The sequence below is a fragment of the Ruegeria sp. CF3 genome (assembly GCF_056537365.1).
The window spans coordinates 26,547-53,065 of record NZ_JBQFRK010000002.1; the positions used below are offsets into that span (position 1 = coordinate 26,547).

General features: G+C 57.4%; 25 protein-coding genes, 1 other RNA gene and 1 riboswitch. Of the genes, 9 read left to right on the forward strand and 17 right to left on the reverse strand.

The features are described 5' to 3' along the window. Window position 1: 1 nt before the first annotated feature. Both ccoG and ACR0KC_RS07840 read right to left on the reverse strand, forming a co-directional pair. A complete protein-coding gene (ccoG, locus tag ACR0KC_RS07835) occupies window positions 2–1,429 on the reverse strand; it encodes a cytochrome c oxidase accessory protein CcoG (protein ID WP_170398610.1) in 1,428 nt (475 codons plus the stop codon). Window positions 1,430–1,540: 111 nt separating this feature from the next. After that, window positions 1,541–2,419: a LysR family transcriptional regulator gene (locus ACR0KC_RS07840; protein ID WP_480705784.1), complete on the reverse strand. Its 879-nt coding sequence runs from the start codon at window positions 2,417–2,419 to the stop codon at window positions 1,541–1,543. Between the two features lie 101 nt (window positions 2,420–2,520). Between ACR0KC_RS07840 and ACR0KC_RS07845 the strand changes: the two genes are divergently transcribed. Further along, on the forward strand, window positions 2,521–2,679 hold the full coding sequence (locus ACR0KC_RS07845; protein ID WP_170398617.1) for a hypothetical protein: 159 nt from the start codon (window positions 2,521–2,523) through the stop codon (window positions 2,677–2,679). 151 nt (window positions 2,680–2,830) lie between these two features. Here the strand turns inward: ACR0KC_RS07845 and ccoP are convergent, their stop codons facing one another. The 4 genes from ccoP to ccoN are packed head-to-tail and all read right to left on the reverse strand — an operon-like array spanning window position 2,831 to window position 6,265. Further along, window positions 2,831–3,694 carry a cytochrome-c oxidase, cbb3-type subunit III gene (ccoP, locus tag ACR0KC_RS07850; RefSeq protein WP_170398621.1) on the reverse strand — a complete coding sequence of 288 codons (864 nt, stop codon included), beginning with the start codon at window positions 3,692–3,694 and terminating at the stop codon, window positions 2,831–2,833. Beyond that, window positions 3,691–3,903, reverse strand: coding sequence for a cbb3-type cytochrome c oxidase subunit 3 (locus ACR0KC_RS07855; RefSeq protein ID WP_170398624.1), 213 nt, complete (start codon window positions 3,901–3,903; stop codon window positions 3,691–3,693). The genes ccoP and ACR0KC_RS07855 overlap by 4 nt, the downstream gene beginning before the upstream one ends. An 11-nt stretch (window positions 3,904–3,914) precedes the next feature. Then, complete coding sequence (gene ccoO, locus ACR0KC_RS07860) at window positions 3,915–4,643, reverse strand: cytochrome-c oxidase, cbb3-type subunit II (RefSeq protein ID WP_170398627.1); 729 nt, start codon at window positions 4,641–4,643, stop codon at window positions 3,915–3,917. Window positions 4,644–4,657: 14 nt separating this feature from the next. Continuing rightward, window positions 4,658–6,265 (reverse strand): cytochrome-c oxidase, cbb3-type subunit I, encoded by a 1,608-nt coding sequence (ccoN, locus tag ACR0KC_RS07865; RefSeq protein WP_170398630.1) that lies wholly within the window; start codon window positions 6,263–6,265, stop codon window positions 4,658–4,660. A 192-nt stretch (window positions 6,266–6,457) separates the two neighbouring features. Here ccoN and ACR0KC_RS07870 point away from each other — a divergent pair, with 192 nt between their 5' ends. Further along, on the forward strand, window positions 6,458–7,297 hold the full coding sequence (locus ACR0KC_RS07870; RefSeq protein WP_170398633.1) for a universal stress protein: 840 nt from the start codon (window positions 6,458–6,460) through the stop codon (window positions 7,295–7,297). Between the two features lie 42 nt (window positions 7,298–7,339). On the opposite strand, the gene ACR0KC_RS07875 is transcribed toward ACR0KC_RS07870, so the two are convergent. Continuing rightward, complete coding sequence (locus tag ACR0KC_RS07875) at window positions 7,340–7,594, reverse strand: GlsB/YeaQ/YmgE family stress response membrane protein (protein WP_170398637.1); 255 nt, start codon at window positions 7,592–7,594, stop codon at window positions 7,340–7,342. Window positions 7,595–7,633: 39 nt separating this feature from the next. Continuing rightward, window positions 7,634–8,377, reverse strand: coding sequence for a transcriptional regulator FnrL (gene fnrL / locus ACR0KC_RS07880; RefSeq protein ID WP_170406526.1), 744 nt, complete (start codon window positions 8,375–8,377; stop codon window positions 7,634–7,636). 61 nt (window positions 8,378–8,438) lie between these two features. Here fnrL and hemN point away from each other — a divergent pair, with 61 nt between their 5' ends. Further along, window positions 8,439–9,794, forward strand: a complete 1,356-nt coding sequence (gene hemN, locus ACR0KC_RS07885; protein ID WP_170425755.1) for an oxygen-independent coproporphyrinogen III oxidase — start codon at window positions 8,439–8,441, stop codon at window positions 9,792–9,794. Window positions 9,795–10,007: 213 nt separating this feature from the next. Beyond that, complete coding sequence (locus ACR0KC_RS07890) at window positions 10,008–11,933, forward strand: elongation factor G (protein ID WP_480705791.1); 1,926 nt, start codon at window positions 10,008–10,010, stop codon at window positions 11,931–11,933. A 22-nt stretch (window positions 11,934–11,955) separates the two neighbouring features. On the opposite strand, the gene ACR0KC_RS07895 is transcribed toward ACR0KC_RS07890, so the two are convergent. The 5 genes from ACR0KC_RS07895 to ACR0KC_RS07915 all read right to left on the reverse strand — a co-directional run bounded on the left by ACR0KC_RS07895 (window position 11,956) and on the right by ACR0KC_RS07915 (window position 18,327). Continuing rightward, on the reverse strand, window positions 11,956–13,533 hold the full coding sequence (locus ACR0KC_RS07895) for an ABC transporter ATP-binding protein (protein ID WP_480705793.1): 1,578 nt from the start codon (window positions 13,531–13,533) through the stop codon (window positions 11,956–11,958). Then, a complete protein-coding gene (locus ACR0KC_RS07900; protein WP_170398652.1) occupies window positions 13,530–14,636 on the reverse strand; it encodes an ABC transporter permease in 1,107 nt (368 codons plus the stop codon). Before ACR0KC_RS07900 ends, ACR0KC_RS07895 begins: the two co-directional genes overlap by 4 nt. Continuing rightward, entirely contained in the window at window positions 14,637–15,731 is a 1,095-nt protein-coding gene (locus tag ACR0KC_RS07905; RefSeq protein ID WP_170398655.1) for a microcin C ABC transporter permease YejB, read from the reverse strand. A gap of 1 nt (window position 15,732) precedes the next feature. After that, window positions 15,733–17,643 (reverse strand): extracellular solute-binding protein, encoded by a 1,911-nt coding sequence (locus ACR0KC_RS07910; protein ID WP_170625814.1) that lies wholly within the window; start codon window positions 17,641–17,643, stop codon window positions 15,733–15,735. A 174-nt stretch (window positions 17,644–17,817) separates the two neighbouring features. Further along, a complete protein-coding gene (locus ACR0KC_RS07915; protein WP_170398660.1) occupies window positions 17,818–18,327 on the reverse strand; it encodes a c-type cytochrome in 510 nt (169 codons plus the stop codon). Between the two features lie 121 nt (window positions 18,328–18,448). Between ACR0KC_RS07915 and ACR0KC_RS07920 the strand changes: the two genes are divergently transcribed. Further along, window positions 18,449–19,282: a prephenate dehydratase gene (locus tag ACR0KC_RS07920; protein ID WP_170398663.1), complete on the forward strand. Its 834-nt coding sequence runs from the start codon at window positions 18,449–18,451 to the stop codon at window positions 19,280–19,282. A 127-nt stretch (window positions 19,283–19,409) separates the two neighbouring features. On the opposite strand, the gene ACR0KC_RS07925 is transcribed toward ACR0KC_RS07920, so the two are convergent. The 3 genes from ACR0KC_RS07925 to nudC are packed head-to-tail and all read right to left on the reverse strand — an operon-like array spanning window position 19,410 to window position 21,400. Beyond that, window positions 19,410–19,895, reverse strand: a complete 486-nt coding sequence (locus tag ACR0KC_RS07925) for an N-acetyltransferase family protein (protein WP_480771692.1) — start codon at window positions 19,893–19,895, stop codon at window positions 19,410–19,412. Window positions 19,896–19,909: 14 nt separating this feature from the next. Further along, complete coding sequence (locus ACR0KC_RS07930) at window positions 19,910–20,377, reverse strand: SRPBCC family protein (RefSeq protein ID WP_170406543.1); 468 nt, start codon at window positions 20,375–20,377, stop codon at window positions 19,910–19,912. Between the two features lie 39 nt (window positions 20,378–20,416). Beyond that, window positions 20,417–21,400: an NAD(+) diphosphatase gene (gene nudC / locus ACR0KC_RS07935; RefSeq protein ID WP_170425765.1), complete on the reverse strand. Its 984-nt coding sequence runs from the start codon at window positions 21,398–21,400 to the stop codon at window positions 20,417–20,419. A gap of 196 nt (window positions 21,401–21,596) precedes the next feature. Here nudC and ACR0KC_RS07940 point away from each other — a divergent pair, with 196 nt between their 5' ends. The 3 genes from ACR0KC_RS07940 (at window position 21,597) to rsgA (ending at window position 24,784) form a co-directional block, all read left to right on the forward strand. After that, window positions 21,597–23,459, forward strand: a complete 1,863-nt coding sequence (locus tag ACR0KC_RS07940; RefSeq protein WP_480771693.1) for a bifunctional 2',3'-cyclic-nucleotide 2'-phosphodiesterase/3'-nucleotidase — start codon at window positions 21,597–21,599, stop codon at window positions 23,457–23,459. 38 nt (window positions 23,460–23,497) lie between these two features. Further along, window positions 23,498–23,596: signal recognition particle sRNA small type (gene ffs, locus ACR0KC_RS07945), an RNA gene on the forward strand. Window positions 23,597–23,755: 159 nt separating this feature from the next. Continuing rightward, on the forward strand, window positions 23,756–24,784 hold the full coding sequence (gene rsgA, locus ACR0KC_RS07950; protein ID WP_170611237.1) for a ribosome small subunit-dependent GTPase A: 1,029 nt from the start codon (window positions 23,756–23,758) through the stop codon (window positions 24,782–24,784). A 36-nt stretch (window positions 24,785–24,820) separates the two neighbouring features. Here rsgA and ACR0KC_RS07955 read toward each other — a convergent pair whose 3' ends face one another. Then, complete coding sequence (locus ACR0KC_RS07955; RefSeq protein WP_480705799.1) at window positions 24,821–25,678, reverse strand: alpha/beta hydrolase family protein; 858 nt, start codon at window positions 25,676–25,678, stop codon at window positions 24,821–24,823. 122 nt (window positions 25,679–25,800) lie between these two features. Beyond that, window positions 25,801–26,020: riboswitch (cobalamin riboswitch) on the forward strand. 91 nt (window positions 26,021–26,111) lie between these two features. Here ACR0KC_RS07955 and ACR0KC_RS07960 point away from each other — a divergent pair. Continuing rightward, window positions 26,112–26,519, forward strand: coding sequence for a hypothetical protein (locus tag ACR0KC_RS07960; RefSeq protein ID WP_170625809.1), 408 nt, complete (start codon window positions 26,112–26,114; stop codon window positions 26,517–26,519).

Genomic DNA, 26,519 nt, shown 5'->3' on the forward strand with positions numbered 1-26,519 from the left:
CTCAGCTTCCTCGTCCGTTGAAACTGGTATCCTTGTAGGCCCGCTCACCACTTTCCAGATCTTCGACCCAGATGCGAACCGAGGTGCTGTCAGCCGCCGCTGGGGCAGTACCCTGCGGAGCGGTGATATAGACGCGGGTCAATTGTGCCGTATCTGCAGTGACATTAACAGTCTCGCCTTCAACACCTTCGATTTCAATCTGCAGCGATGGATCGCCCGCAATCGTCAGTTTGAATGGCCGATCCTCGCCATGTTTGTTGCGCAGGCGTACATCATAGGTGTTACGGATCGTGCCATCTGAAAGGGTAACGAAAGTCGGGTTCCGCACCGGCGCAACCGTCAAATCGATATCCGAACGAATGAACAGCGCAAAGAGCAATGCAAATCCGACCAGTGACCATAGCGCCGTGTACAGGATCGTGCGCGGACGCAGGATGTGTTTCCAAACGTTTTTGGGTGGCTGACCTTCGCGTTCGCGGGCCTCATCACTCAGCGCCATGTAATCGATCAGACCACGGGGCTTGCCTATCTTGGCCATCATGTCATCGCAGGCGTCGATGCAAAGTGCACAGGTAATGCATTCCAGTTGCTGACCGTCTCGGATGTCGATCCCTACCGGGCAGACATTGACGCAAGCCATACAATCGATGCAATCGCCCAGCTCGCTGTCAGCCGTACGTTTGCCTTTGCCGCGTGGTTCACCCCGCCATTCGCGATATCCGACGACCAGGGTATCCTCGTCCATCATCGCGGCCTGTATGCGCGGCCATGGGCAGGCATAGATGCAGATTTGTTCGCGTGCAAAGCCACCGAAGAAAAACGTGGTGCCGGTCAGAATCAGCATCGTCGTATAGGCCACTGGATGCGCGTTTCCGGTGACCAGATCACGCGCCAGAGTTGGTGCATCCGCAAAATAGAAAACCCAGGCGCCACCGGTCGCGAGCCCGATGAAGAACCAAGCGACCCACTTGGTCAGGCGCAGCCGCGCCTTGCGGAAATCCAGCTTTTTCTGCCTGTGCAGACGCAGGCGCGCATTACGGTCGCCCTCGATCCAGCGCTCGACAAGGATATACAGGTCCGTCCAAACCGTCTGCGGGCAGGCATATCCGCACCAGACCCGCCCAAGCGCCGAGGTGAACAGGAACAGACCCAATCCTGCCATGATCAGCAGCCCAGCGACAAAATAGAACTCGTGCGGCCAAATCTCGATCCAGAAGAAATAGAAGCGGCGGTTCGCCAGATCCAGAAGAACGGCCTGATCCGGAAGGCTTGGACCGCGATCCCACCTGATCCAAGGCGTCACATAGTAAATGCCCAGCGTCACCGCCATGATGATCCATTTCAGATTGCGAAACGGGCCGGACACACGTCTCGGGAAAATCGGCTCTCTGGCGGCGTAGAGACTGGGGGTGGGATTGGAATCGCTCACAGGCTGGCTCCGCAACTGGCTATTCTGAGTGTGTGTTCTTCCAGATCACGAGGCAAGGGACTTTGACATGGGTCAAAACGCGCATCGTGCAGACACCTTTAGACGCGTGAATTACTGCTGGCTTCGCGCTTCGCGCCTCAGCCAGTTGATGAAGATTTTCACGGATCGCCTAAGAGCTTGTTTTTGCGTAACTATATGATACCCGCGCGTATCCGGCTCGGCGAACAGTTCGACGATGCGGCCCGCATTGATGTCCGCTTCGACGAATTGTCGCACAGTGACGGTGACCCCTTGCCCAGACCGCAAACCATCCAGCAGCAGGTTACCGGGAAGCTGCGTACGCCCCGCGCCGCGTTCGGGTCCGACACCTCGCTCAGTCAGCCATTTTGTCCCCTCAGTCGTGCCAATTTCCTCAAGCCACGGCAACTGCGCAAGTTCTGCCGGGGACCAATCGGTCTTGTTACCCAATAGTGTGGGTGAGGCGACGATGACCATCGGCGTCTGCAACAACATCTCACACTCCACCCCCGGCCAACCGCCGGCGCCATAACGGATCGCTACATCCACGCCACCCGGTTGCAGCTCGACCACCTCAAAGGTTGGATCTAGGATCAGGTTTACGTCGGGATGCGTCGCGCGGAAACTCGGCAGTCGCGGCATTAGCCAAGATGCAGCGAAGGAAGACGTCAGCGACACATGAACCGGGCGGTCCTGAGCCGAGCGAGCCAGATCACCCACAGCAGCCTCGATCGCACCAAATCCAAGCTGCAGGGCACGGGCCAGATGCTCACCTTCCGCGGTAAGTGTCAGCGCTTTGCCCGTTCGGTCCAGCAGAGCCGCGCCCAGATGTTTCTCGAGCGCGCGAAGCTGCTGACTGATTGCAGCGTGGCTAACATTGAGCGCAGCACCGGCCTCGACAACACTTCGCTTCTCAGCGAAGGCTGCAAAAGCCCTGAGAGAGGCCAACGGCGGCAGTGATAGCCAGTCCATATGTAAACCCTACTTACACATTGAAATGGTAATTGAGTCGCATTCGGCGTGCGAAAGGTCAATCTTAAAGCTCAGAAACAACTCTGCACAGGAGGGAAACCATGCTGACCGTATTCGCCAGATCTTTTTTGAACGCGACACGCATCAATACGCCTCACATCTACGATGCGCCAAAGCCGGGCCGTCGCAAGCGGCGCTGGCTGCCCGAACATCATTGGTGGAGAGAAAACCCGCGCGATGTAAATCTGAACGATCTTTGATACTGGTTTGAATGCCGTATCTGGACCGGCAGAGATTGCAGCCCTATTGTTTGAAAATCGGCACCGGCTGTTCTGGAAACGCGCGAACAGATGGAACAGCCGGTGCCTAGACCTTCGGGCGGGAGACCGCCCGGAGGTGTTCTTTTAACCCTTACTGACCACCACCCAACTGATGAACATACGCCGTCACGGCGCGGATTTGCGCGTCGGTCAGGCGATTTTCCCATGGGGGCATCACGCCAAAGCGGCTGTAGGTGACCGTCTCGGTCAGGGCCTCTTGGCTGCCGCCGTAAAGCCAGATCGCATCGGTCAGATTCGGCGCACCCTGGGAAACGTCGCCTTTGCCGTCATCACCGTGGCAAGCCGCGCAGTTGTCTTCGAACACAACCTTGCCTGCCTGCGCCGCCGCGTCATCGGTCTGGGCGTTGGTCAGGGACATGACGTATTGAACCACTTGAGTGATCTCATCCTTTTCGAGGATCTCACCAAAGGCCGGCATCTCGGAATAGCGCGCGTCGTCGCTTTCCTCGTTCCGGATGCCATAGGCGATGGTGTACTCGATATCCTCAAGCGAGCCGCCCCACAGCCAGGCATCATCCAGCAGGTTCGGGAAACCCGGCGCACCCTGCGCGCCCGATCCGTGGCACTGCGCACACCAGGTTCGGAACACAGCGCCACCAGAGTTAACTGCGTATTGTTGCAGCTCCGCGTCGGCCGAGATTTCTTCCAGCGGTGTTTCCACCAACTTGGCATTCCACGGCGCATTCGCTTCTTCGAACGCGACCATTTCCTGCTGCACCAGCTCGCGCGAGGACCAACCCAGCACACCGGCGGTTGCCGATTGAACCAAGGGCCATGCGGGGTACATGATCGTGTAGATCACGCCCCAAATGATGGTCGCGTAAAAGGTCCAAAGCCACCAGCGTGGCATCGGATTATCGAATTCCTCGATTCCGTCCCAGCTGTGACCCGTGGTGTTAGGATCGCCCGGCTGTTTTTCAGGTGTCTTACTCATTGCCGCGCCTCCTTGGATGTGGCGGGTTTGTCGTCGCCCCGACGGGGCGCTGGGGCATCAGCGTGCCGGAACGGGATGTTGGCGGTGTCCTTGTATTCCTTGCTGGCACCAGGGCGGAAAACCCAGATGATGATGCCAATAAAAAACGAGAACAGGAGCAGCAACATCCAGCTATCCGCGAACTGCCTTAGAATTGTGTATAGTTCCATCACACCCTCCTTTAACGGCTTGCGTCCGGGGTGAAGGTCGAGAAATCGACCAGCGTGCCCAGCATCTGGAGGTAAGCAACCAACGCATCCATTTCAGTCAGCTCGGGCTGACCGTCAAAGTTACGCACATTGACCTTGTCGCCATAGCGTTCCAACAATCCATCATAATCGCTGTCCGGATCGGCCTGCGCCCGAAAATCGGCCTGCGCCTGTTCAAGCATCTCGTCGGTATACGGGGTGCCGACCACGGCATTTGCCGCCATGATGTCACCGATATACTTGCCGTCTAGCTTACGATCCTCAAGGAAGCCGTATTTCGGCATCACCGATTCCGGCACCACCGATTGTGGATCGCGCAGGTGGTCCACCTGCCATTGATCCGAATACCGGCCACCGACGCGGGCAATATCCGGCCCGGTGCGTTTGGACCCCCATTGGAACGGATGATCATACATGGATTCAGCCGCCAGCGAGTAGTGGCCATAGCGTTCAACCTCATCACGCATCGGGCGGATCATCTGGCTGTGGCAAACATAGCAGCCTTCGCGCAGATAAACCTCACGCCCCGCCAGTTCGAGAGGGGTGTAAGGGCGCATGCCCTCCACCTTCTCGATGGTGTTCTCAAGATAGAACAGGGGCGCGATCTGTACGATGCCACCGATGGTCACGACCAGAAAGCTGAAGATCAGCAGGAGGGTCGCGTTGGTCTCGAGGATCTTGTGTTTGTCGAGAATTGCCATTGCTCCGGCCCTCCTTATTCAGCCGGGACCGCGACGGTCAGGCTGGCCTCTTTGGCCGGCGCTTTCCGTACAGTCATCCACAGGTTGTAGCACATGATCAGCGAGCCAGCGACGAACATCACGCCACCCAGCGCACGCACCACATACATCGGGAACTTCGCAGCAACGGTGTCAGCGAACGAATTCACCAGGAAGCCATTGGCATCCACTTCACGCCACATCAGGCCTTCCATGATACCGGTGACCCACATCGACGCCGCGTAGAGAACGATGCCAATGGTGGCGAGCCAGAAGTGCCAGCTGACCAGCTGCAGCGAGTAAAGACGCTCACGTTTCCACAGAACAGGGACCAGGAAGTAAAGAGCACCAAAGGTGATCATTCCGTTCCAGCCCAGCGCGCCCGAGTGTACGTGACCGATAGTCCAGTCGGTATAGTGGCTGAGGCTGTTCACAGCGCGGATCGACATCATCGGTCCCTCGAACGTGGACATGCCGTAAAAGCCGACCGAAATCACCATCATCCGGATCACTGGGTCAGTGCGTAGTTTGTCCCATGCACCCGACAGGGTCATCAGACCGTTGATCATACCACCCCACGAAGGCATCCATAGGATCACCGAGAACACCATGCCAAGGGTCGAGGCCCAATCAGGCAGCGCGGTATAGTGCAGGTGGTGCGGGCCGGCCCAGATATACAGGAAGATCAGCGCCCAGAAGTGGATGATCGACAGCTTGTAGCTGAATACTGGACGCTCAGCCTGTTTCGGGATGAAGTAGTACATCATACCCAGGAAACCGGCAGTCAGGAAGAAGCCCACGGCGTTGTGGCCATACCACCACTGGATCATGGCATCCTGAACACCAGACCAGACGATGACCGATTTCGATCCCCAGATGCTGACCGGGATGGTCATGTTGTTGACCAGGTGCAGCATGGCGACAGTCACGATAAAGGCCAGATAGAACCAGTTTGCCACGTAGATGTGCGGCTCTTTCCGCTTGATGATCGTGCCCAGATAAACAGCCAGATAGGCAACCCAGACAACAGTCAGCCACAGGTCAACGTACCATTCAGGTTCGGCATATTCTTTCGACTGCGTTCCACCAAGTATATAACCGGTTGCCGCAAGCACGATGAACAGCTGATAGCCCCAGAACACGAACCATGCCAGGTTTCCACCCCAAAGTCGCGCAGCGCTGGTGCGCTGTACGACATAGAACGAAGTTGCGATCAATGCGTTACCGCCAAAGGCAAAGATAACCGCCGATGTATGCAAAGGCCGCAGACGCCCGAAATTAAGATAGCCCTGCGCCCATTCGAAGTTTAGCGCCGGAAAGGCTAGCTGGAACGCAATAAAAGTCCCCGCCAGGAACCCGACTACCCCCCAGAATGCGGTTGCGATCACGCCGTAGCGGATCACATCATCCATATACTCACCAGAGCGGTCGACGAGGATATCTGGCTCTTCCGTGTTTCTAAGCGTCCAGATGAACAGACCGCCGGCGATCAACATCACCAGAATTGCGTGCACCTGATACGCCAAATCCCGTGCGTAGTTAGAGCCGATGGCTGCGAACAGCACCACCAGCCCAAGCACGATCAGCTTGATGTAATTTGACATATTGCGTCCCTTTGCCATGCCTCGCGCGATTCTTCGTGTCACGCGAAACCTTTTTGACTGCATGCTGTAATGCAGCGAGGTCGCCTTTGACGCTTTGATCTGCATCAAGACAAGCCCCTGTTTTCTGTGAGAGGTATTTTGCAGAAACAGACACGCGCTGGCAACGGACAGCGCCGGAAACATGAGGTCGACATGGCATTTAAATCTCTTCTTACGGTCATGACGGAAACCAAGCTTTCTCAGAACGCACTGGCACAAATGGTGGCATTGGCAGAAGGGCAGGACGCCCATGTCGAAGCGTTGTGTCTTGGCGTCGATCGCAGTCAGACCGGTTATTATTATGCCGGTGCAAACGCTTTGATCCTGCAGGAGACCCTGAGCCGCGCCAATGCCGAGGCGGACGAGATACTCGCCTACGCTCAGGATTATCTGGGTAAGTCGGGCGTGCGCTGGTCCGCTGAAAACGGGGTAGCTCAGATCGCTGATCTCGGGCGACATGTCGCACGCCGCGCACGCTTTTCGGATCTCGTAGTATTGCCCCGACCTTATGGAAAAGACCGCGACGCAGAAGCGGAACCCATCGTCGAAGCCGCCATGTTCGAAGGCCATTCGCCGGTGCTATTGGTGCCCGATGATAACAAACCGATTTCGGCCCCAAAAACCGTCATGGTGGGCTGGAACGAAAGCGTCGAAGCGATGCGCGCCATCCGTCGCGCGTTGCCATTCTTGAAGCAGGCCGAACTCACACGGATTGTTGTGATTGATCCACCGCGTCATGGGCCGGATCGATCGGACCCGGGCGGTCTGCTATCTCAGATGCTGGCGCGACATGGGGTGAAGTGCGAAATCGACGTGCTCAGCAAGACCATGACGCGCGTCTCGGACATCCTCAATCGCCACGCTGCCGATACCGAGGCCGATATGATCGTTATGGGGGCCTATGGCCATTCGCGCTTTCGCGAGGCCATTTTGGGCGGTGCGACCCGCAATATGCTGGAGCAATCAGAAATCCCCGTGTTTCTGGCTCACTGACGACGCCAACAAACGCAAAAGCCGCCCGTCTCTGGTGCGGCTTTATGTCTTGCGGATCAGGCCGATCAGGAACAGCAGGATCACCGCGCCGATAGTGGCAAAGAAGATCGAAGAGATGAGCCCTCCGCCAACCGCAAAGCCCAGGGCTGGAAAGATCGTGCCTGCCAGAAACGCACCGACAATCCCGACTATAATATTCCCGATCAGGCCGAACCCACGCCCTTCCATGATTTTTCCCGAAAGCCAGCCAGCAATCGCGCCGATGAACAGCATGGCGAGTAAACCGCTAAATTCCATAAGGGACTCCCAATTGTTCGAGGGCGGCGGGCTGAGGCATCAGACCAGAAATCCGCCATCGGTATCGTCGCCCGCCTCTTCCATTAGGCGCCCCATATCGGGGATTGTTACATGGCGTTTACCTTCCAGAGTAATGACCTGATCTTTCTTCAAGGCGGAAATCTGCCGGCTGACAGTTTCCAGGGTCAGCCCAAGATAGTCGGCCATCGCCTCGCGCGTCAGTGGCAGGTCAAAGACAATCGGAGCTACCATTCCGGCTTGATGAATCGACGCGTCCCGGCGCGCGATGATCGAAAGCAGGCTAGCAATCTTTTCTCGCGCGGTCTTGCGTCCAAGCACCAGCATCCATTCACGGGCCGCATCTAGTTCGTCCAACGTCATTTCCAGCAGGCGCTGCGAGATGTGAGGCGTCGTGATCATCATGTCTTCGAACGGCTTTTTGCGGAAACAGCACATCATCAGATCGGTGGTTGCAACCACGTCATAGGGCGCGTTGTCCCGTCCGGGGCGACCCACGAAATCGCTGGGCAGCAGCAGGCCGACCATTTGCCTGCGCCCATCCTCCATCGTCTGTGTCAAAGACGCGATTCCCGACACGACCGAGCCGACAAAATTCATCGGATCGCCGGACCAGATGATCGTCTGCCCCGCCTCAAAGCTGCGGTAGTACTTGATGTTCTCAAGCTCTTCCAGCTCGTCCTTTTCGCAATGCGCGCACACCGCACGATGCCGGATCGGGCATTCTGCGCAATTGGTGTGGTCGAATTGGGCCTTGAGTGTCATTCGCGCTTCCATTTGATTTCGGTCAAAGTACCCTGGGCCCTCCAGCTATAGTCATATCTTTATGACACTGAAACCTCAACTGGCACGGCTTGGACTTTTTGACGCGAAAGTACCGCGTTACACAAGCTATCCCACCGCACCCCACTTCAGCAATGACGTTGGGGCCGATCTGTTTAGCGACTGGATTTCCGGGATTGCTCCGGGCAGTTCAATCTCGCTTTACATCCACGTACCCTTCTGCCGTCGGCTGTGCTGGTTTTGCGCCTGCCGGACACAAGGCACCCAGACGGATAACCCGGTCATCGCCTATGTCGACGTGCTAAAGGCCGAGCTGGATTTGCTGGCGGCACGCCTGCCAGAGGGTGTTACATTGTCGCGGCTGCACTGGGGCGGCGGCACGCCGACGCTGTTGAATGCAGACCTGATGCGGGATCTGGCCGCGCGAATCCTTGAGATTGTGCCTCTAGGCCCAGACGCCGAGTTTTCCGTCGAGATCGATCCGAATGAGATCGACGAAGCCCGGCTGGATGCACTGGCCGAAGCCGGGATGAACCGCGCATCGATCGGCGTTCAGGATTTTGACGACGAAATCCAGAAAACCATCGGTCGCATTCAAAGCTATGACACCACCCGCGAAGCTGCCGAGATGATCCGCGCGCGTGGTATATTCAGCCTGAATGCGGACATCCTTTATGGCCTGCCCCACCAGACCAAGGCACGCATGACCGAAAGTGTGCAAAAGCTGTTGTCGCTGAACCCTGACCGGGTCGCACTCTATGGCTACGCGCATGTGCCGTGGATGGCCAAGCGCCAGCAGTTGATTCCATCAGATGCCCTGCCCACACCGGAACAGCGACTGGAACTTTTTGAAACCGCCCGGCGACTGTTCCTATGGGACAATTATGCCGAGATCGGGATCGACCACTTTGCAACGCAGGACGATGGGCTGACCCATGCGCTGCGCGCTGGTCGATTGAAACGGAATTTCCAGGGTTATACAGACGATCAAGCTCCTATTCTGATTGGCTTGGGTGCCAGCTCGATCTCACGCTTTCCGGAAGGATATGCGCAAAACGCACCGGCAACCTCGGCTCATACGAAGGCCATACGCGAAGGGCGGTTCTCGACGTCGCGCGGGCATTTGTTCAAAGATCAGGATGTTCTACGGTCTCGTCTGATCGAAGCATTGATGTGCGATTTTCAGATCAACTCGGCCGAGATTCTGCGCGATTATGACATTTCAACTGCGGAACTGCAGCAAATGTACGCAACGGCAAACGCGGCCTTCGACGGGTTGCTACGCGTGGATGAAAACGGATTGTTCATACCGCCCGAAGCACGTGCGCTGACCCGCATGATCGCGCGCAGCTTTGACACGTATGATCTGAGTAAGGCTGGGCATAGTTCCGCGATCTGAACACTCTTCGGCAGGTCGTTTTTCGCGACCTTCCCTTACAAACCGGCACGGGGGCTTGACGCATGCCTTCGGTTTTCTCCACACTCAAGGGGTGGAGAGACCCACCTCTTCACAGCCTGAGGCAGGCAAACGCAGACAGTTCTTGCCGACGCGCATGCGTTCGACAGCCCTTTTCGTGCAGCCATACTGCAACCTGAAAGAGGGACAGCACTCATGCGCGTTTTCACCGTCCTCGGCCCCAGCCAATCGGGCAAATCCACCTTGGTCGAAGCGATCAGCCGCCTCGACGGGCGGCCCACCACATTCGATGTTGCCGGAACCGTGCATCTGCACGGTTTTTCTTATTTAAACGAACCGTGGTGCGCGGTGGACGTAGACGGAGGCGGCGATGCGCTGGCCTATGTCGGCCCGGCCATGGCGATCTCGGACGCAGCAGTTGTGGTTGTTCCACCTGACCCCGATGCTGCCGTTCTGTGTGCCCCGTATCTGAGGTTGGTCGAAGAGGCGGGCATTCCCTGTTTTTTATTCATCAACCGCATGGACAGCCCCAACGGTCGCATCCGCGACATCGTTGCTGCACTGCAGACCTATTGCGCCCACCACATCGCTCTGCGGCAGGTGCCGATCCGCGACGGAGACACCATTATCGGCGCAGTCGATCTGATCTCGGAGCGCGCCTGGAAGTATCAGGAGGGGCAGCCCTCGGCCCTGATCGAGCTACCGCAATCAGCGGAAGACCGCGAACAGGAAGCACGCACTGAGTTGTTGGAGACCCTATCGGATTTCGATGACAATCTGCTGGAGCAACTGATTGAGGACAAACAGCCCCCAAGCGACGAGGTCTACGAGCTGGCCGCACAGGTCTTGCAGAACCATCAGCTTATCCCGGCCTGCCTAGGTGCCGCGAGCCATGGCAACGGTCTGACCCGCTTGATGAAAGCGCTGCGTCATGAAGCACCGGAATTCAAAATTGCAGCTGACCGGGATGAGGCCGAAGAAAACGCCTGTGCCATTGCCGGCTTTGCGGATGTGAAGAAGCATATCGGCAAGATCACCGTTTTGCGCGGTCTGGGCGACGGCGTGAAAGCACATGAATCCCTTGGTGGCGAAACTGTTGGAAATCTGACAACCTTGGACGCCAAGACACAGATCAGCGCGCTTGAAGCCGGACATATTGGCCTTGCTGTCAAATCCGACCACCTTAATCCTGGCTTCATCTATGACAGCGCGGCGGCAACGCCGTTGCCGGAATGGGCCTCATCCCATCCTGCCGCGCATCGTCAGGTCGTATCACCTGCGCATGAGCGAGACGACGTGCGCCTGTCGAATGCGTTGACCCGGCTGGTTGAGATCGACCCCGGCCTGCATCTGGAGCAAGACGAGCTGAGCGGTCATTCCATTCTGGGCTCACAAGGTCCGCAGCATATGCGGCGCGTGACCGCCAAACTCGCCGAGGATTTTGGCATCGAGATCGAGGCCGAGGCCGCCGGAACCGCCTATCGCGAAACCATTCGCACAAGGGTCGATCATCGCCATCGCCACCGCAAGCAATCCGGCGGTGCGGGGCAGTTTGCCGATGTGGTCATATCCATCGCTCCGCTGCCGCGCGGCTCGGGGTTCCAGTTCGAGGAAGTGGTGAAAGGTGGGGCCGTACCCCGGAATTACATTCCTTCGGTTGAACACGGGGCCAAGGACGCACTGGTCGAAGGCCCCGAAGGTTTCCCTGTGGTGGACGTTAAGGTGACGCTCAGCGACGGCAAGCACCATAACGTGGACAGTTCGGATTATGCCTTCCGCACCGCTGGCAAGAACGCGGTGCGTGAAGCGCTGCCCGAAGCGAAACCAGTCGTGCTGCAACCGATCCTGAACGCCGAGATCCATCTGCCGTCAACCTTCGTAGGCGATCTCGTTCCAACGATCAGCTCGCTGCAGGGACAAGTCCTAGGTTTCGAAGGCAACCCCAACGCCTCAGGCTGGGAAATCTTCAATGCGACACTCCCCGCCGTTGCGGAAGATGAACTGCACCGAACCCTCGCCAGTGCCACCCGTGGCACCGGTTGGGTCAAACTGCAATTCGATCACTATGAAGAACTGCGCGGCCCCGTTCCCGCGTCAGCCAAAAACAAGGAAATAGCCTGACATCGAAGGCGCGGGCTGCGTATCAGCCCGCTGCCGCGATCAGTTCGCGGGTGTAGTCGGTCTGGGCGTGTTCGAACAAATCTTCGGCAGCGCCCATCTCGACGACATCGCCGTTTCGCATGACGATTACGTTATGTGACATCGCGCGCACGACCTTCAGGTCGTGGCTGATAAACAGATAGGCCAGCCCGTATTTCCTTTGCAGGTCACGCAGCAGGTCAACGATCTGCACCTGCACGGTCATGTCCAGCGCACTTGTAGGCTCGTCCAGAACCAGCAGCTTGGGCCGCAACACCATGGCGCGGGCGATGGCGATCCGCTGGCGTTGCCCGCCGGAAAACTCATGCGGATAGCGGTCCATCGCAGAGGGGTCCAATCCGACCTCGTTCATCACTTCGGCCACCAGATCGCGCGGGGCGCGATGAGGATCGACCTTATGGATGGCCAGCCCCTCGGCGATGATCTGCATGCAGGTCATCCGCGGGCTGAGGCTGCCGAACGGATCCTGAAATACAATCTGCATGTCCTTGCGCAACCGCCGCAACTCGCGCGTTGACCAGCGGCGCACATTCTGGTCGCGGAAAGTGATCCCGCCCTCGGACGCGATCAGACGCATGATCGCCAGCGCCAGCGTCGTCTTGCCCGAGCCGCTCTCCCCCACGATCCCAATCGTTTCCCCGGCACGGACGCTGAGGGTCGCGTCGTTGACGGCCTTCACATAGCCTACGGTCCGTTTCAGGAAACCGCGCTGGATCGGGAACCAGACTTTCAGGTGATCGGTGCGGGCTACCTCTTCGGCATCCGGGGCCACCGGGTCGGGGTGCCCGGACGGCTCGGCCTCCAGAAGCTTGCGAGTATAGGGGTGTTGCGGGTTGTCGAAAATCTCCGTTGTCACTCCGGCTTCGACAATTTCACCGTCCTTCATCACGCAAACCCGGTCGGCGATGCGGCGGACGATGCCAAGGTCATGGGTGATGAACAACATACCCATGTTCTCGGACTTTTGCAGTTCGGCCAGCAACTCCAGAATCTGCGCCTGGATGGTGACGTCCAGCGCCGTTGTCGGCTCATCCGCGATCAAAATGTCCGGCTTGTTCGCCAACGCCATCGCGATCATCACGCGTTGACGCTGCCCGCCGGACAACTGGTGCGGATAGCTGTCCAGCCGCTCCTCGGGGTCTCGGATGCCGACCTTGGTCAGCAGTTCTACAATCCGTTCCCGCGCCTCATCGCCGGTAACGCCCTGATGCAGAGCCAGCGATTCCGCCATCTGTTTCTGGATCGTGTGCAATGGATTGAGCGAGGTCATCGGCTCCTGAAAGATGAAACTAATGTCGTTGCCGCGCACGTCCATCAACCTGTCTTCGGACGCGCCGATCATCTCTTGCCCTTCATAAGTGACCGAGCCTTCGACAATTGCGCTATCACCCAGCAGCGACACAGTGCTCAACGCCGTAACGGATTTGCCCGAGCCGGATTCGCCCACCAAAGCCACCGTTTCACCCCGGTCGACGGTAAAGGACACGCCTTTGACTGCCGCACTCACCTGCCCGTCCTGCCGGAACGAGACCTTGAGGTTGTTCACATCCAAAAGGCTCATGAGAAGGTCTTTCTGGGATCAAACGCATCGCGGACGCCTTCAAAAATGAAGACCAACAGCGACAGCATGATGGCAAAGGTGAAGAAGGCAGTGAAGGCCAGCCACGGTGCCTGAAGGTTCTGTTTCGCCTGCAAAGTCAACTCTCCAAGCGACGGGGCTGAAGACGGCAAACCGAAGCCAAGGAAGTCCAGCGAAGCCAGCCCACCGATGGTTCCGGTCACGATGAACGGCATGAAGGTCAGCGTGGCGACCATCGCATTAGGCAGCATGTGGCGAAACATGATCGTCATGTTACCCACGCCCAGCGCCCGCGCGGCACGGACATACTCCAAATTTCGTGCCCGCAGGAATTCAGCGCGCACGACGCCCACCAGTCCGGTCCAACTGAACAGGATCATCAGAATCACCAAGAGCCAGAAACTTCGCCCAAGAATCGCGAACATGATGATAATGACATAAAGCGAGGGTGTCGCCGACCAGATCTCGATAATACGTTGGAAGATCAGATCCAGCCAACCGCCAAAGAACCCCTGAATGGCCCCAGCAAAAATGCCGATCAGACTGGCCACGCCGGTGACGAGTAAAGTGAACAGGATCGACAGGCGGAAGCCATAGATGACACGAGCTAGCACATCTCGCTTGGTGTCGTCAGTGCCGAGCAGATTCTGACCATTAGGCGGCAGCGGTGCAGCGCCCGGGCGGTCCACGCTGGTGTTGAAGGAATACGGGATTGGAGGCCAGATGGCCCAGCCTCGCTCAAACCCATCCGCTTCGAACGTGCCCGCCTTGATTTCGTCGATGATACCTTCGGGGTCGTCGAAGCACTGATCCAATCCGCCGCTATCGATCAGGCACATGACCTCGGGGTCGCGATAGATCGCCTCGGTCTGGAAATCGCCTCCGAATTCCGTTTCAGCGTAAAAGTTGAAGACAGGCGTGTAGATTTCACCCCGGTACTTTACCAGGATCGGTTTGTCGTTGGCGATGAACTCGGCAAACAGCGATAGGCCGAACAACACCGAGAAGATGATCAGCGACCAGAACGCCCTGCCATTGCGCCGGAAATTGCGCCAACGGCGCTGATTGAGAGGGGAGAGTGCCATTTACCCCTCCCGCTTTTCGAAATCGATACGCGGGTCAACGAGCACATACATCAGATCGCTGATAATGCCGACGACCAGCCCCATCAGGCCAAATATGAAAAGCGTACCAAAAATCACCGGATAGTCGCGCGCCACTGCCGCCTCAAAGCCCAGACGCCCAAGACCATCGAGCGAGAAAATGGTTTCGATGATGATCGATCCACCGAAGAACACACCAATGAATACAGCAGGGAAACCTGCAATCACGATCAGCATCGCGTTGCGGAAGACATGACCATACAGCACCTTGCTTTCACTCAAACCCTTGGCGCGAGCGGTCATCACGTACTGCTTCTTGATCTCATCCAGAAACGAGTTCTTGGTCAGCAGCGTCAGCGTCGCAAAGGCCGAGATGGTCAGCGCGATTATCGGCAAAGCGATGTGCCAGAAATAGTCAGTAATCTTTCCAAACAGGCTGAGGCTGTCCCAATTGTCCGAGGTCAAACCCCGTAGCGGGAAAATCTGCCAGTAAGAGCCACCGGCGAACAACACCAGCAGCAGAATGGCAAACAGGAAACCGGGGATAGCATAGGCCACGATGATCGCACCGCTGGTCCAAGTATCAAAGCTCGACCCGTCCTTGATCGCCTTGCGGATACCTAGCGGGATCGAGACCAGATAGGCGATCAGCGTCGACCACAGACCCAGCGAAATAGACACCGGCATCTTTTCCAGCACCAGATCAATCACACTGATCGAGCGGAAATAGCTCTCGCCAAAATCCAGCGTCAGGTAGTTGCCCATCATGCCTAGAAAGCGTTCCAGTGGCGGTTTGTCGAAGCCAAACTCTTTTTCCAGTTCAGCGATGAATTCGGGCGGAAGGCCACGCGCACCGACGTATTTGTCATCAAAGGCACCACCTGCGGGCTCGGCCCCGGCTCCGGCATCGCCACCACCGGCGAACCCAGCAAAGACGTCGCCCTGCCCTTCGATCTGCGCAATGATCTGTTCAATGGGACCACCGGGCACGAACTGCACCAGCGTGAAGTTGACGATCATGATGCCCAGAAGGGTCGGAATGACCAGCAACAGGCGTCTTAGGATATAGGCGCCCATGTTATCGCAGCGCGCCTTTCGCTTTCAGGTCAGCCTCTTTCTCGGGGTTAATCCACCACAGATCGAGATACCCAAGCGAGAATGGAGGCAGGTTTTCAGGGTATTCGTACATGTCGTAATAAGCCGTCCAGTAATCCGCCACATACCCATCGGGAATGACGAAGAACTCATAACGCAAGACACGATCCAACGCCATCAGCGCAGCATCCTGTTCCGCCTGATTTGTCGTGTCGAATGACGCTTCGATCACAGCGTCAACAAGTGGGCTGGCAAGACCGGCAGGGTTGAACAAGCTAAACGCGGCTTCTTCCGATCCGTACATCTGACTGAGACCCCCGCCGGTCGACAGGAACGAGCCATAGCGGTTCGAATATACCATATCATAATCACGCTCACGCCGCCGCAGGGTGAATTGAGAAGGATCTACCTTCTCGGCCGAAGCATCCACACCGATCGACTGCAGGTTCTGCACATAGGTCTCGATCATGGTGGCGGTCGAGGTTGGAATGCTCGACGCATACGGAATATTGACCTTCAGCGTCTGCCCATCGGCATTGCGGCGCAGATTGCCGTCGCCGACGGGCCAACCAGCCTCGTCCAGCAGTTTCGAGGCTTGCCGCAAATTGCGACGGTCGTTCAACCGAGCTGGATTGGATTCGTGGACGACAAGCGCAGGCTCGCTGAACACCTCGGCCGGAACCACGTCACCCAGCGTTTCCAGAAACGCCAGTTCGGCACCCTCCGGCACGCCTGTCGCTTCAAGATGTGTCCCCTGCACGAATGAACTGCGCGGTGCGTTCAGACCGAACATCAGCGATTCATTTGCCCATTCGAAATTGAACGCCAGCGCCAGCGCTTTACGCACATTCTTGTCGGCAAATTGAGGCTTGCCCAGATTGAAAACGAAACCCGACGGCGTCGGTGGGCTACCATCCACGATCTCGTCCTGCACGACAAACCCTTCGCTGAGTTTCGGGAAATCGTAACTAGAGGCCCAGAGCTTGGGGTCACTTTCGATACGCATCGTGTATTCGCCCGCCTTGAACCCTTCGAAGGCGGCGGTTTGATCCGCGAAATACTCGATCCGGATAGTGTCGTAATTGTTGCGGCCTATGTTGATCGGCAGATCCTTGCCCCAATAATCGTCGCGACGCTTGTAGACTATACGACGGTTGATGTCATAGCTGTCCAGTTTGTAAGGACCTGAACCAACGGCGACCTCCAGCCGCGGTTCGTCCAGACGACGGCTTTCATCGGCCTCGAACCAGGCTTTTGAAAATACCGGGGTCGACCCGACGGTTTCGATCAACCCGCGCCGGGTGACATCCGGACTAAAAGTAAATTTTACAGTGTGGTCATCCAGAGCTTCAGCCCCTGTAACCATGCGCCCGACGGCTTGCGCATAAGACGGCAAACCCTGCTCAATGAACAAACGATGACTATAGACGACGTCTTCGGCAGTCACCGGGGTGCCATCCCAGAACATAGCTTCGGGGCGCAGATTGAAGATCACATAATTGCGCCCTTCGTCATATTCCATACTTTCCGCAATAACCCCATAATACTGCCCGACACTGTCCGCGGTACTTTCGATCAGCGGGTCATATTGAAGCGTGGTCAAAGCGCCTGCCCGCCCCTTGCGCGAATAAGGGTTCAGGGAATCAAACGTACCTGAGCCCGATAAAGACAGCTCTCCGCCCTTTGGTGCGTCTGGGTTGACGTAGTTCAAGTACGGATAGTCGGCCGGATAATCCAGATTTCCGAAATAGGAATACCCGTGGCTGCGCGTGACGCCCTCTTCATTGGCACGGGCAGGATCGCTGCTGCCCAGAACCAGTGTCGCCGAAATCCCCAAAGCCGCAGCCCAAGCGTGAATTCCGGTAAAGCGCATCTGGGGCAGAAGGGGTTTCATCAGGCTCGTCCTCTGAATTTCTGTCGTCTTCATTGTCGTGCCCGCCAGCTAAAGGTCCAGCACTGTCAGTTGCAAGTTTAGAATGCGTGAACGCTTTGTGAAGTTCTTCTCAGACAAAAAATAAAGCCGCTGCGCAAGGCAGCGGCTTTAAATCCTGCAAATCTGATCAACAGATCAGTTGCCGATGGTCTGCAGATACGCAATCAGATCGGCGCGTTCTTGTGGTTTTTTCAGGCCAGCAAAGCTCATCGAAGTGCCCGAGATATAGGCGCTTGGGCGTTCCAGGAACGCGTCCAGGGCTTCGGGTGTCCAGTTGCCACCATGCGCCTGCATCGAGGCCGAATAACCGGTAAAGCCTTTAGCTGAGGCAACCGGGCGATCTACGACACCGTAAAGGTAAGGACCTGTACCATTGGCGCCGTCTTCCAACTTGTGGCAGGCGGTGCACTTGCGGAATACACGTGCGCCCTTTTCAGGGTCGGCTGCAGCCAACATATCTTCGAAGACCACTTCTTCGCCGTCCGCGCTTTCGCCCGAGCTTTCGGTTTCGATAATGTAAGCAGCTTCGGCAAGATGGCTGTCAGAGCTATAGAGGACATCCGCCCCCCATTTTGCCAGAAGCAACACCAGGAAGGTGCCAAACAAGCCGGCTGCGGCTTTGGTAACTGTCATCGTGTCGAACATTTTGATCGCGTGTCCATTTCAGCTGTCTGCGGGGTGTCTAAGGCTTCCCCTGAGAAGACGCAAGGTATAGACACCGCGACTAAACGCCCAATTCAAGAACTTGTTGCACGGAAACGACCAAATGACCAATCGCATAGCATTTCAGGGAGAACCCGGCGCATACAGTCACGAAGCCTGCCGGAACGCGCGACCGGATATGGACGCCCTGCCCTGCCGCACTTTCGAAGATGTGATCGAATCAGTGCGCTCAGGTGAGGCTGATCTGGCCATGCTACCGGTGGAAAATACCACCTATGGTCGTGTGGCCGATATTCACCGCCTGCTTCCGCATAGCGGGCTGCACATCATCGACGAAGCATTTGTGCGCGTGCACATCAACCTGTTGGGCGTACCGGGCGCGACTCTGGAGGATATCACTGAGGCGCATTCCCACCTCGTCTTGCTACCACAATGCGCAGGTTTCCTGAAGCAACACGGAATTCGTGGCAGGGTCAGCCCGGATAATGCTCGTGCCGCACGCGAGGTCGCCGAGATCGGCGACAAACACTCCGCAGCGTTAGCCAGTGAGCTGGCAGGTGAGATTTACGGCCTTAACGTTTTGGCCCGTCACATTGAAGATCAGGGCGACAACACGACCCGTTTTCTGGTGATGTCTCGTGAGGCCGACGAATCGCGCCGTGGTGATCACGGCATGATCACAAGTTTTGTCTTTCAGGTGCGTAACATCCCGGCGGCGCTGTACAAAGCGATGGGCGGATTTGCCACCAACGGAATCAACATGACCAAGCTGGAAAGCTATATGGTCGACGGGTCCTTCACCGCGACCCAGTTCTATGCCGATATCGTGGGTCATCCAGGCGATCGAAATGTGCAACTGGCGATGGATGAGCTTGAGCATTTTACCACCAACGTAGAAGTCCTCGGTGTTTATCCGGCGGCGCAACCTCGTGGATAGTGCAGGCAATCGGCTCGCCCCTTCAAAGGAACGGCCTGGATAGGCGGGGCAGCTACGCTTGCAGCTTAGAACGATATCTTGAGTACTTGGGTGCGACATCCTGAAAGTGCGGCGGATTACGGGTCGGTCACTCCTTTCCCATGCGATAGACCTTGCAAATCGCGCCATCCATCTGCCGGTACTCTCTGAATCCCATCGCCTCATAATAGCCAAGGCCGTCGGAATTGTTGGCCCCGATCGTAGCATCGATAGCGGGCAATCCCTGCTGCCTAGCGGCTTGAAGAGAACGTTTGAACAACGCCCGACCGATACCACATCGCGCTGCGGACGGTTTGATATGCGTCCCAATGATGCCCCACCCGACCGCAACGCCATACGGGTTGTTTCGGGTGGCAAGCTTCAACGACTGGAAACCCAGTATCTGTCCGTCCGGCGCAACGGCAAGGCTACACTGAATCCGCTCAGGGTCGCAGATGTAATGCGTCAGTGCAAAGGCGCTGTCGGCGGGCTTGGTCCGCTTTCCGGCCGCTACAAGCGCTGTTAGCACACCGGACAAGCCATCCGCATCGGCTTCGACAGCGTCGCGTATGATCGGTCTCGTTAAAGTGTTCATCCACTTCTCGGTTGTCAGACACCATGGAGGTGTCGTTCCTCCATATCGCGCGCGAATTCGCTGAGACGGGTCTGGAACTGCCGCCTGAATCGGGATTGCCCTAACTTCAGGGATTGAAGCAATAGGCGGGCGGGCAGCGTTTTCGCACCCAGCGAAGTTTCAACGCGCAGCCGTGTCCGACGTTGGGAAAGCGCCAAAAGCTCGATCACCGTGTCGCCGTTCATTCCCTTGCTGCTGGACTGGAACCGCATCAAGGACGGGCGGTCGCATTCAGTCATCTCGATAATGATATGACGTGGCTTGCCACGTATCTTGAATTCGGTCTCCCAGGTTATTCCGGCCTGCGGCACAACCGACCCCGTGACCCGACGCACATCGACCCCGCGCCGCAAGGCTTTGCGTTCAAAGCGTTCAAAATCCGAGACCATGTTGAAGACCGTCTCGATCGGGACATCGATATCTTCCTGCGCTGAAAACTGCATGATTGCTTTTCTCTGCCCTAGATTGGGTTCAGTTTCTCGTCAGTCCAACGTGTCTGCAAGCCAGTGTTGCAACAAAAAGTGCGCAATCGCACCTTTTCGGGCAGGCAACAGCTTAGGGTGATCCCCAGCGAAGGCCTGCATCATCTCGGTCCGTGTGACCCAGATCGCATCCTCGATCTCGACCGGATCGATCTGGATATCGCGCGATAACGCCTCGCCTGCGCATCCAAACATCAGGGATGCGGGAAAGGGCCAGGGTTGGCTTGCGAGATAGCTCACTGCACCCACGGGCACGCCCGCCTCTTCCATCACTTCACGCCGCACAGCGGCTTCCAGCGTTTCACCGGGCTCAACAAAACCAGCCAAAAGCGAATACATGCCTTCAGGCCAGCCCGGAGAGCGCCCCATCAGCACCGAATTGCCATGGGTAATCAACATGATGACCACAGGATCGGTGCGCGGGAAATGCTGGCCGCCGCAGGCCGGGCAACTGCGCTGCCATCCACCCTGAGACATCTCGCTGCGGGCACCACATCGGGCACAGAATTGATGCGTTTCGTGCCAGCCGATCACCGCCTTGGCGGTTGCCGCAATCTCTGCGTCTCGTGGGTTGAGGCGTGTCATGATGCGGCGCAGCTCGGCAAAGACACACCCCTCGGGCAGATCAGGGTGCTGCTGTTCGCTGCGATCGACAAAATCTCCGACACCGGATAAATCCAGCCCTTCAGCCGCCCAGCCCGAGATGTCCATGGCAAAAAGCGGCGATCCATCCTCGGATTTTCCAAGGAAAATCGGTTGCTCGATCACACCGCCCGGGCCTTGTTCGAGAATCTTGTGCGTCATCGGAAGCCGGACGAGCCGGTCCAGTGCCTCACCCTCAACCAACAGTTTGCCACGCCACAGCAACACACATGTTGCCAAAGGGTCACGATAAACCTGTGCCAGTTTGTCCGCGTCGCCGCGCAGCAAACCCGCCCGATCCAGTGCCGAGCCGCCAAATGTCACCTGTTCTGCGCGTTTCATGCCTGCCGTTCCTGACTGCCGCGCAAAGGGCTGCCACGTCTTACCTGATCGTGCAACGGGTATCGACCAAACATTTTTCGACCCTGCCGCGGAATGACCGCAGCATCGCCCCGGAAATTGCATTAAATCGACCTCATGGTGGAAACGTTGGCACACTGACAGCTAGAAGTTGAAGATATTGAAATCAAAGCATTTAATGCGACGACGAAGAGATGCGGGTGATAGCGCACGGATTCGAATCCTTGCTACATCCGATCTACACATGCACCTGACGTCATATGATTACTATTCGGATCGCCCCGAACCCGCGATTGGTTTGACCCGTACCGCCAGCCTGATTCACGAGGCGCGCAGACAGGCTGAACGCGATGACGCCCTTGTGCTGTTGTTTGACAATGGTGATAGCCTGCAGGGAACGCCATTTGGCAACTGGGCAGCTGAAAACGTGCCAGACGCCCATCCCCTGCCACGCGCGTTCAACACGTTGAACTATGACGCGATCGGATTGGGTAATCACGATTTCGGATTTGGGCTGGAACTCGTCAATCGCATCGCTCGCCAAACCGCCTGCCCAATGATTTGCAGCAATATGCAAACCACTCAGACCGAACAAGGTTGGGGTGCACACACGATTCTGCATCGGGTTGTCAGACTAAATGGACAGGACACCGCAATCCGCATCGGGGTTCTTTCTGTTTTGCCCTCTCAAACCGCACAGTGGGAAGCACATCTGCTAACGGACCGGGTCGTGGTAACAGACATTCTGGCCGCTGCGCGGCGCGCTGCTGAAGATCTCAGCGTGCAAGGTTGCGACCTGATTGTCGCCCTTGCGCATACCGGACTGGGATCGGCAATGGCCGAGCCGGATATGGAAAACGCGATCATCCCGCTGGCCGAGATGCCGCTGATTGATGCCGTCGTCGCAGGCCACACCCATCTGACACTGCCCGGAAAGGCGCATGATGGTTATCCATTCGTCGACAGTACGCGGGGGCTTGTCCATGGAACGCCGGTTGTCATGCAGGGTTGGGCCGGGTCTCATCTTGGGATCATTGATCTGACACTGCAAAAAGATACCACCGGCGATTGGCGCATTACAGGCAGCCATGTCGAAGCGCGGGCAATCGCTCAATCGGGCACAGAAATACCCGAATGCCAAAGGATCACAGAGCTGTTTGCGACCGGCCACGCTGCGACGCGCAAAAGGGTGACCAGGCCAGTGGGCACAATCCCACACACGCTGCACAGCTACTTCTCATATTGCTTACCGGATCGCGGTCTGGCCTTGGTTGCGGCGGCTCAGGTCGCTGCCCTACGCCCGCATTTGGTCGATACCGACTGGGCAGATTTGCCTATCATATCGTCAGCCGCCCCGGCAAAGTTCGGCGGGCGCACAGGAAGCAAGTACTACACGGATATCCCCTCAGGTGAGATTTCAGTTCGACATATCGCCGATCTCAGTGTCTTTCCTAATGAATTGCGCGCGGTGCTGGCCTCAGGTTCTCAGATTCGGGACTGGCTTGAGATGTCAGCCGGGCTGTTCCATCAACTTGGATCAGACGCCCCGATCGATCTTGCCGATCCTCAGCGCACGGGCTTCAACTTCGATGTCCTGCATGGCGTCACCTACCAGATCGATCTTTCGCAACCGGCGCGGTTCGATACGCTCGGTCGAGTGATTGATCCGGCATTTTCCCGCATACGCAACCTGGAATTCGATGGGCAGCCGATTGCGCCTGACCAGAGTTTCCTTGTCGCCACCAATAACTACCGCGCCAATGGCGGTGGTCATTTTCCAATTGCGCGACAAGCCCGTATGATTGACCTGCCTCAGATCAGCATACAGGATATTCTATGCAAATACGTCGCTGGCACACTGCCCGCCGACCCACTTGCACATGCACCGCGCCCCTTTTCTTTTGTACCAAACCAAAGGCAGGGCGCGATCCTGACAACGGGGCCGCGCGCGCTACACCATGTTGCAGAGCTTGCTGAGTATCATCCACGCATTCTGCCCGACGATGCGGATGGTTTCATGCGTATTCATCTGACCTTCTGACGGGTTGCCATTTTCAGGGGATGCACCTATATCGGCTTTGAGAGGTTGGCGCGGGCGAGCGCCTCGCCAACCTGGTCAGGTCCGGAAGGAAGCAGCCACAACGAGCCCCGCTTGGGTCGATGTCCAACCTCTCACTTAGAACCCATCAGCCGCAGGAGGGCGTTTATGATTGTAGCAAATTCCCTTCGGGCAGACCGGTTCTGATCCTTTCCGATCAACTGACTGCCTGAACACATCACCAGCGGATGCGCGATTGCCATCCGGCGGGATTGCTGTTTCTGATCACAGGCAGACCAATGTTACTTTCCTTATCGGACCTCGGATGGTCCTCTCATTTCGCGGCTCAGCATGCGGCTGATCCGTCACTTCTACCGTATCGCATCTCGGCCGTACACCGGGATCGACTGATCGGGCTGAGCCCTGAAGGTGAATCGCCTTTGTTATCTCTGGATCAATCAACCGGCGCATATGCCGTTGGGGATTGGGTTCTGGCGGATGAAAACAAACGCATACGCCGAGTGCTGGACCGGCGCAGCCTGCTGCAGCGCCGGGCCGCAGGTACAGGGGCAGCGGCGCAGCTGATTGCTGCAAATGTTGATGTGCTGTTCATCGTTAGTTCCTGCAACGCCGATTTCAATATGCCACGATTGGAGCGGTATCTTGCGCTGGCACATCAGGCAGGCTGCTATCCGGTGGTCGTTCTGACCAAATCGGACATGTGCGATGATCCGAGCCTTTATGTAGATCAAGCCCAATCGCTCGCCCCGTTTCTGACGGTACTTGCGGTCAACGCGCTGGATCACGGCGATCTCGAACAAGTTCTGTCGTGGTGTCCGAAAGGACAAACCAGCGCCTTGCTTGGATCATCCGGCGTTGGGAAAACGACGCTCGCCAACGGGATGACGGGGCAGGATCAGGCCACCGCAGGTATTCGCGAAGACGATGCGCGCGGCAGGCACACAACAACCTCACGCGCCTTGCATCGCATGCGCAATGGCGGCTGGCTGATCGATACGCCCGGCATGCGCGCGTTACGTCTGCTAGATGCGCAAGAGGGGTTGGATGAGGTGTTCTCGGACATCTCAGACCTCAGCCTGAATTGCCGCTTCTCGGATTGTCAGCACGAGACCGAGCCCGGATGTGCGGTGCAGGCGGCAATCGACGCTGGTACGCTTGATCCCGCGCGGCTGGACCGCTGGCGCAAGCTGCGGCGCGAAGACCAACACAATTCCGCTTCGGTGGCGCAGGCCCGCGCCCGCGACAAGGCGTTCGGCAAGATGGTGCGCAGCGTGATGCACGAGAAAAAATCCCGTAAAGGGCTATAACGAAGCTGGGCACCGACCTACCGGTGCCCAGCGCTATCAGGCGATCAGTCTAGGCCAGACTGCCGCATTCCGTCTTGCGAATGCACCGATATGGCCGATCTTGGACACTCCTAATTCGCTTGGTGCAAGCAGATGGCGCCCGGCTTTGGGTCCATAGAGATCGGCAAGACGCCAGACAGCATCCGGCGGCACCATTTCATCATCTGCGAAGGTAAACAGATCGACACGTTTGCCCAAGTCTTTCCAGCGGGCGGCGGGCAGTGTCGTGCCGATCTCTGGCACATAGCTTTTGGGGGCGGTGCACCATTTGCGCCATTGCCAATAGACTTGGGCAGGCAGGTCCGATCCAAACCCGACCAACCGTCCGGGCAGGTAGCCAAGCGCCTTGACCACCAGCGGCGCGTGACCATACCAGAACAACGCCGCCAAAGCGCGATAAGGCCAAGGGTGATCCGCCAGCGTTACCAGACCCGAACAGACACAGATCATCCTGTCGATCTGATCGATATCGGGTTGGATCGGGCCAAACATTCCGCCCAAGGAATGACCGATGCTCCATAGCTTGGCCTGTGGAAACCGTCGGCGCATCTCGGCCCGGGCGGCTGGAATGTCGATCAACGCCCAATCGGCCATGGTGACATTTGACCGCTTTTGCGAACCCACCAAAGAGTGACCAAAATCCCGGTAGTCATAGGTCAGGCAGGCCATGCCCTGTTCTTCGGCGAGCCATCGGGCGAAGTGCTGATAGTAATCCCTCGGCACCCCAGTCGCACCGTTTATGACGACCACCTTTTCGGGGTCGGCAACCGGACGGTAAAGCCGCGCCGACAACATTGCCGGGTCGGACGGGATCTGAAAATCCTCGGTCACAACCGCCTGCTGCGTGTCCAACATGGTGCCCTCCAATACCGACTGAACTGATCAGTTCACCCGAAGCGCCTCAAGTCAAGGTTGACGTGGCTGGACCGTACGTCACTTGCCTGACGCAATCTTCTTGACTCGGGCACGGCGCAGCCGATAGCCATGTCGCGATGGTTCTCGCGCCCAATCGGGCCGGGATGAAAAGGGAACACGGTGCGGTTCTGCACGGAGAAAACCGGAAAGAACCTAGTCCGAGACTGCCCCCGCAACTGTAAGCGGAGAGCAATGCCGAGATACCACTGGCCTTGAAGGCTGGGAAGGTCGGCAAAGCGATGACCCGCAAGTCAGGAGACCTGCCATCAGATGTAGAACCGAAACTCGGGCGGGGTGTCCGGGACGGGTTTGATCGTGCTCTGCACCGACCAACCTGTGCCACGCCCTCGCCCTGCGCGCGGAGGGCGCATTGATGATCTGGAAGACTAAAACGCACGAATTCGCGGCGACCGTGTGCCAACGTACTGGGGCAACCTGCCCCGCACTGGCGCAAATGGCGCGGGCTCTGACGCAGGCCATGTCCACCACAAAACCGGTCACAAAATCTGGGTTTGAGATTGAAGGCAGTATTGACCTGTCGCACTGCCCAGAGGGATGTACCGCCCGCTTTCGCGCCCAATGCGACCAGATACGTGTATTCTGCGGAACCGATCCTGAAATCGATACCGGCCGGCTGGATGACTACGCAGACATGATGTTCGGAACCGAGTACCGCAGCCTACCCGCAGACCTGCTAAGGAATCCTCCTTGCGCCATGCTTGAGGCTTCGCTTCTGGTGCAGCACAACGGTGGCGAAATCTCGCCACATGTTGGTGTCTAA

Excerpts from the sequence above, each read along its gene's own strand:
- ACR0KC_RS07930 (WP_170406543.1), bottom strand. The coding sequence starts at position 20,377 with ATGCAGTTTTCAGCGCAGGAAGATATCGATGTCCCGATCGAGACGGTC.
- ACR0KC_RS07890 (WP_480705791.1), top strand. The coding sequence starts at position 10,008 with ATGCGCGTTTTCACCGTCCTCGGCCCCAGCCAATCGGGCAAATCCACC.
- ACR0KC_RS07895 (WP_480705793.1), bottom strand. The coding sequence starts at position 13,533 with ATGAGCCTTTTGGATGTGAACAACCTCAAGGTCTCGTTCCGGCAGGAC.
- ACR0KC_RS07920 (WP_170398663.1), top strand. The coding sequence starts at position 18,449 with ATGACCAATCGCATAGCATTTCAGGGAGAACCCGGCGCATACAGTCAC.
- ACR0KC_RS07925 (WP_480771692.1), bottom strand. The coding sequence starts at position 19,895 with ATGAACACTTTAACGAGACCGATCATACGCGACGCTGTCGAAGCCGAT.
- ACR0KC_RS07955 (WP_480705799.1), bottom strand. The coding sequence starts at position 25,678 with ATGTTGGACACGCAGCAGGCGGTTGTGACCGAGGATTTTCAGATCCCG.
- nudC (WP_170425765.1), bottom strand. The coding sequence starts at position 21,400 with ATGAAACGCGCAGAACAGGTGACATTTGGCGGCTCGGCACTGGATCGG.
- rsgA (WP_170611237.1), top strand. The coding sequence starts at position 23,756 with ATGTTACTTTCCTTATCGGACCTCGGATGGTCCTCTCATTTCGCGGCT.
- ACR0KC_RS07870 (WP_170398633.1), top strand. The coding sequence starts at position 6,458 with ATGGCATTTAAATCTCTTCTTACGGTCATGACGGAAACCAAGCTTTCT.
- fnrL (WP_170406526.1), bottom strand. The coding sequence starts at position 8,377 with ATGACACTCAAGGCCCAATTCGACCACACCAATTGCGCAGAATGCCCG.
- ACR0KC_RS07905 (WP_170398655.1), bottom strand. The coding sequence starts at position 15,731 with ATGGGCGCCTATATCCTAAGACGCCTGTTGCTGGTCATTCCGACCCTT.
- ccoP (WP_170398621.1), bottom strand. The coding sequence starts at position 3,694 with ATGAGTAAGACACCTGAAAAACAGCCGGGCGATCCTAACACCACGGGT.
- ccoN (WP_170398630.1), bottom strand. The coding sequence starts at position 6,265 with ATGTCAAATTACATCAAGCTGATCGTGCTTGGGCTGGTGGTGCTGTTC.
- ACR0KC_RS07840 (WP_480705784.1), bottom strand. The coding sequence starts at position 2,419 with ATGGACTGGCTATCACTGCCGCCGTTGGCCTCTCTCAGGGCTTTTGCA.
- ACR0KC_RS07875 (WP_170398637.1), bottom strand. The coding sequence starts at position 7,594 with ATGGAATTTAGCGGTTTACTCGCCATGCTGTTCATCGGCGCGATTGCT.
- ACR0KC_RS07940 (WP_480771693.1), top strand. The coding sequence starts at position 21,597 with ATGCGACGACGAAGAGATGCGGGTGATAGCGCACGGATTCGAATCCTT.
- hemN (WP_170425755.1), top strand. The coding sequence starts at position 8,439 with ATGACACTGAAACCTCAACTGGCACGGCTTGGACTTTTTGACGCGAAA.
- ACR0KC_RS07960 (WP_170625809.1), top strand. The coding sequence starts at position 26,112 with ATGATCTGGAAGACTAAAACGCACGAATTCGCGGCGACCGTGTGCCAA.
- ccoO (WP_170398627.1), bottom strand. The coding sequence starts at position 4,643 with ATGGCAATTCTCGACAAACACAAGATCCTCGAGACCAACGCGACCCTC.
- ACR0KC_RS07915 (WP_170398660.1), bottom strand. The coding sequence starts at position 18,327 with ATGTTCGACACGATGACAGTTACCAAAGCCGCAGCCGGCTTGTTTGGC.
- ACR0KC_RS07855 (WP_170398624.1), bottom strand. The coding sequence starts at position 3,903 with ATGGAACTATACACAATTCTAAGGCAGTTCGCGGATAGCTGGATGTTG.
- ACR0KC_RS07910 (WP_170625814.1), bottom strand. The coding sequence starts at position 17,643 with ATGAAACCCCTTCTGCCCCAGATGCGCTTTACCGGAATTCACGCTTGG.
- ACR0KC_RS07845 (WP_170398617.1), top strand. The coding sequence starts at position 2,521 with ATGCTGACCGTATTCGCCAGATCTTTTTTGAACGCGACACGCATCAAT.
- ACR0KC_RS07900 (WP_170398652.1), bottom strand. The coding sequence starts at position 14,636 with ATGGCACTCTCCCCTCTCAATCAGCGCCGTTGGCGCAATTTCCGGCGC.